Annotated in this window: 4 protein-coding genes; all 4 read left to right on the top strand. The window is 65.5% G+C overall.

Features of this window, described 5'->3' with window-relative positions; all coding sequences use genetic code 11:
* On the top strand, positions 1–671 hold a 671-nt coding region (locus A9X01_RS30465; RefSeq protein WP_172832493.1), incomplete at its 5' end, for a coiled-coil domain-containing protein.
* 73 nt (positions 672–744) lie between these two features.
* Complete coding sequence (locus tag A9X01_RS11510) at positions 745–2,148, top strand: winged helix-turn-helix domain-containing protein (RefSeq protein ID WP_253849080.1); 1,404 nt, start codon at positions 745–747, stop codon at positions 2,146–2,148.
* Positions 2,145–3,263 carry a restriction endonuclease subunit S gene (locus A9X01_RS11505; RefSeq protein WP_065120906.1) on the top strand — a complete coding sequence of 373 codons (1,119 nt, stop codon included), beginning with the start codon at positions 2,145–2,147 and terminating at the stop codon, positions 3,261–3,263. Before A9X01_RS11510 ends, A9X01_RS11505 begins: the two co-directional genes overlap by 4 nt.
* Positions 3,264–3,277: 14 nt before the next feature.
* Positions 3,278–4,852, top strand: a complete 1,575-nt coding sequence (locus A9X01_RS11500) for a class I SAM-dependent DNA methyltransferase (RefSeq protein ID WP_065120908.1) — start codon at positions 3,278–3,280, stop codon at positions 4,850–4,852.
* Positions 4,853–4,921 lie beyond the last annotated feature (69 nt).

Raw genomic sequence — 4,921 nt, 5'->3', positions numbered from 1 at the left:
CCGGCGCGGTAGACGCCCACATCGAGACTCTGATCGCCAAGCAGCAGCTGCTGCGCGACGACGTCGAGAACCTCCGCGCCCGGTTGCGGGAGTCCGGTGACGAGGTGGCCGCCCTGCGCAAGGAGGTCGCCCAGCTGACCGAGACCTCGTCCTCGCCGCACGCGGTGCAGCAGCGGATGGCCAAGATGCTGCGAAGTGCCGTGGACGAGGTATCCCAGATGCAGGCCGAGGCGCGGGCCGAGGCTGAGGAGTTGATCGCGGCGGCCGAGGCGGAGGCCGATGCCGAGCGGCGCCGGCACGAAGAGCAGGTGGCGGAGATGGTCGCCCAGCAGAAGGCGATGCAAGCCGAGAACGAGGAAGCCCGCAAGAAGCTCGACGAGGAGATGGCCGACCTGCGGGCCGAGACCCGGGCGGCGGTCGACGAAGCCTGGCGGAACGCACAGCAGGAACGTGACCAGCTCCTCGCCGACGCCAAGCAGCAGGCCGATTTCGAACGCGAGCAGGCGCAGCGCGCGGTGGACGAGGCGCGTGCGCAACGCATCAGGATCCTCGAACAGCTGATGGCCGTCTACCGCGACCTCGACGCCGTCCCGGCCGCGCTGGAAAAGGCGTACGCGGACGCGCAGGCGACCACGGCGGCGCCGACGGACGAAAAAGTCAGCACGGGCTGAGCCCGGCCGAGCCGGTCTAGTAGCCTCCCGCTCAGGGCAGCGAAAGGGGGCCGCTATTCTCGGCGCCGTGTCGATCCGGAACGGCAGGCTCACCGCCGCCCAAGCCCGGCGAATAGCCGTTGCGGCACAAGGGTTTAGCGAGCCGCGCCCTACGGGCTCCATCACCCGCGCCCACCTCCGCCGGCTGATCTCGCGGATCCAGGTACTGCAGCTGGACTCGGTCTCGGTGGCTGTGCGGGCGCACTACGCTCCGGTGTTCAGTCGGCTCGGCCCCTATGACCGCGATGTCCTGGACCGTGCCTGTTGGGGTCCGACGACGATGCGGGCCGGGAAGCGGCCCGGGGAGGAGTCGGACAAATCAAGCGGGGGTCCGACGACGATGCGGGCTGGGAAGCGGCCCGGGGAGGAGTCGGACAAATCAAGCGGGGGTCCGACGACGATGCGGGCTGGGAAGCGGCCCGGGGAGGAGTCGGACAAATCACGCGGGCGCCCGACGAAGGGTCGGCTGCTGGTCGAATACTGGGCGCACGAAGCGGCGCTGATGGCCGTCGACGACTGGCCGCTGCTGCGCTGGCGCATGCGGGAGTACCGGCACGGGCGCTGGGGCAAGCACATCGTCCAGGCCAATCCGCAACTGCTCGATGACGTCGTCGCGGCCGTCACCGAACTCGGGCCCAGCACCGCCGGGCAGATCGAAGCGCATCTGGCGGCCGAACCGCGCCGCGGCAAGGGCCCCTGGTGGAACCGCAGCGACACCAAGTGGGTGGCCGAGGCGCTGTTCGCGTCCGGGGTGCTCACCACCGCCACCCGGGTCGGCTTCGCCCGGCACTACGACCTGACCGAACGGGTGCTGCCCGCCGAGGTGCTGTCCCGCCACGTCGACGACGAGGAAGCCGTCCGGGAACTGGCGCTGCGCGCCGCGACCGCGCTGGGCGTCGCGACCGAGGCCGACATCCGTGACTACTTCCGGTTGTCGGCCAAGCAGATCAAACCGGCGATCGCCGACCTGGTGGCGGCCGGTGAGATCGAGCCGGTGGACGTCGACGGGTGGGCGGCGCCGGCCTACCTGCGGGCCGGTCGCACCGTCCCGCGCCTAGATCGCGGCACCGCGCTGCTCTGCCCGTTCGATCCGCTCATCTTCTTCCGGCCGCGAGTCGAGCGAATCTTCAACTTCCACTACCGCATCGAGATTTACACCCCGGCCGCGCAGCGCCAGTACGGCTACTACGTGTGGCCGCTGCTGCTGGACGGGCAATTGGTGGCCAGGGTGGACCTCAAAGCCGACCGTGCCGCAGACACCCTGCGCGTGGTAGGCGCCTTCGGTGAACCCGATGTGAAGCCCGCGACGGTCGCCGCCGCCCTGGCCGGCGAGCTCCGATCGATGGCGCGGTGGCTGGAGCTGGGCGATGTCACGGTATCCGACCGCGGCGATTTGGCGGCCGAGTTGCGCCGGGTTGGGAGGCGGTCCGGCTGGTGAACGCCGTGCTTGGGGATTATCTGGACTTCCGCGCCGGTGACATTTCGCCGGCCCGGGAGGCAGGTGGCCGCTATCCGGTGTACGGCGCCAACGGCGTGATCGGACATACGTCCGAACGCAATGCCCGCGGCCCGTTGATAGTGATCGGTCGGGTGGGTTCTTTCTGCGGAAGCTTGCACTATTGCCACGGCGATGCGTGGGTTAGCGACAACGCCCTGGTTTGCCGTCCGGACGACCCCGAGGAAACGCGGTATTGGTATTACGCACTGCAGCATTGCGGACTCAACAGGTTTCGAGCGGGATCGGGCCAGCCCCTGCTCAATCAGGGCATTCTGCGTAACGTTCCGATTCGCGTTGCGGACAAAGCCGAGCGGGCGCTGATCGGCACCACCCTGGCCGCCCTGGACGACAAGGTCGCCGCCAACAATCGCATGATCGCATCCGCGGAGGTCTTGATGACGACGTTGGTTGAGCAGGTCGCGGAACGCGTCAGGCTGTCGGACTTGGCGCAGCGGGCAGCGACGTGCGCCGAACCGCGGGATATGCACGGCGTGGTCGCGCACTATAGCTTTCCGGCGTTTGACCGCGCCGCACAACCAAACCTGGTGGATTCCAACAAAATCAAGAGCGCCAAGTTCGTGCTGACGGAGCCATGCGTGCTGTTCTCGAAGATGAATCCCAGAATCCCGCGGATCTGGAACGTCCCGCAGCTTCCATTGGCGACGGCTTTGGCAAGTACTGAGTTCGTTGTGCTGCGACCGATCGGCGTTGACACCTCCGTCCTGTGGTCGGCATTGCGGCAACCCGATGTCTCCGCCGCCCTCCAAAGAATGTCTGCGGGAATGACGGGGAGCCGACAGCGGATCCAACCGCGCCAACTCCTCGATGTGATGGTGCGTGACGTGCGTTGCCTGGATGCTCGCTCAGCTCAGACGATTACCGAACTCGGTGCTTTGTGTGAGCGCCGACGAGCCGAATCCGCCGCTTTGGCATCGGTGCGCGATCAAGTGCTCCCGCTGTTGATGTCCGGCCGGGTACGGTCCGCGGACACGGTGGATTGTCGCGTCGCGGCAACGACGACGATCCGGCGGTCCGGGTCGAGTACCAGGAAATAGGAAGGACATACGCGATGCCGCCGCGGAAGAAGCCTCGGCCGCAAGCACCGTCGCCATCGAAGGAGCTCAAAGATACGCTCTGGAAGGCCGCGGACAAGTTGCGCGGGTCGCTGTCTGCTAGCCAGTACAAGGACGTGATCCTCGGTTTGGTTTTTCTGAGATATATTTCGGATGCGTTCGAGGAGTACGCCGAGCACGTATTCGAGGTGCCCGCCAACGCGCGATGGAAGTTTCTGGCGGACAACGCCAAAGGCAGACCGGGCGACGACGCTGGGCCCAGCAAGAATATCGGTCAGCTCATCGACGAGGCGATGGACGCCGTGATGGAGGCCAACCCGACGCTGGCCGGCATGCTGCCGCAGCTGTACAACCGGGACAATATCGATCAGCGGCGACTCGGCGAGTTGATCGATTTGTTCAACAACGCCCGGTTCAGCCGGCGTGGTGCACACCGCGCGCGTGACCTGATGGGGGAGGTCTACGAATATTTCCTGGGCAATTTCGCCCGTGCGGAAGGTAGGCGAGGCGGCGAGTTCTTCACCCCGCCCAGTGTGGTGAAGGTGATAGTCGAGGTGCTTGAACCCACCAAGGGGCGGGTGTATGACCCGTGCTGTGGGTCGGGTGGCATGTTCGTGCAAACCGAGAAGTTCATCGCCGACCACCACGGCGACACCAAAGATATTGCGGTTTATGGGCAGGAGAGCATCGAGGAGACTTGGCGCATGGCCAAGATGAATCTTGCCATCCACGGCATCGACCACAGTGGTCTGGGTAGCCGGTGGGCCGACACGTTTGCCTGCGATCAGCATGCCGATGTTCAGATGGACTACGTGATGGCCAATCCGCCGTTCAATATCAAGGATTGGGTGCGCAACGTGGACGACCCGCGGTGGCGGTTCGGTGTGCCGCCGGCCAACAACGCCAACTACGCGTGGATTCAACACATCTTGTCCAAGCTGACGCCGGGCGGCAAGGCTGGCGTGGTGATGGCCAACGGGTCGATGTCGTCGAACTCCAACGGGGAGGGTGTTATTCGTGCGCAGATTGTGGAAGCCGACCTGGTGTCCTGCATGATCGCGCTGCCGACGCAGTTGTTCCGTAGCACCGCGATTCCGGTTTGCCTGTGGTTTTTTGCCAAGGACAAGACGGCGGGCGAGCAGGGTTCGGTCGATCGATCGGGGCAGGTGCTGTTCATCGATGCGCGCGAGTTCGGCTACCTGTTGGACCGCGCCGAGCGGGCACTCAGTGACGAGGACATTGTGCGAATTGCCGACACCTATCACGCCTGGCGGGGGTCTTCATCGGCTGTCGCGAAAGGCGTTGTCTACGAGAACATTCCGGGGTTCTGCAGATCAGTTACGATGGCCGATATCAAGGCCGCGGACTATGCGCTGACGCCGGGTCGGTACGTCGGTGCTCCGGAACTCGCGGACGACGGCGAACCGATCGACCAGAAGGTAGCGCGGTTGAAGACGGAATTGCTTGCGGCGTTTGATGAGTCGGCACGGTTGGAGACAGTGGTGAGGGAGCGGCTACGGCGGCTCGACGGGCTGGTTCAGCCTCGTCGGCCTGATTTAGTCGGCGACTAGGACGAGAGCGTCAAGAACTGCATCGGCGCGGTGGCGGTGAATTTCGTCGTGACGTTCCCGACCAGGCCG

Source organism: Mycobacterium asiaticum, assembly GCF_001668675.1.
GTDB lineage: Bacteria > Actinomycetota > Actinomycetes > Mycobacteriales > Mycobacteriaceae > Mycobacterium > Mycobacterium asiaticum_D.
This window is presented reverse-complemented; position numbering and strand designations above follow the sequence as displayed.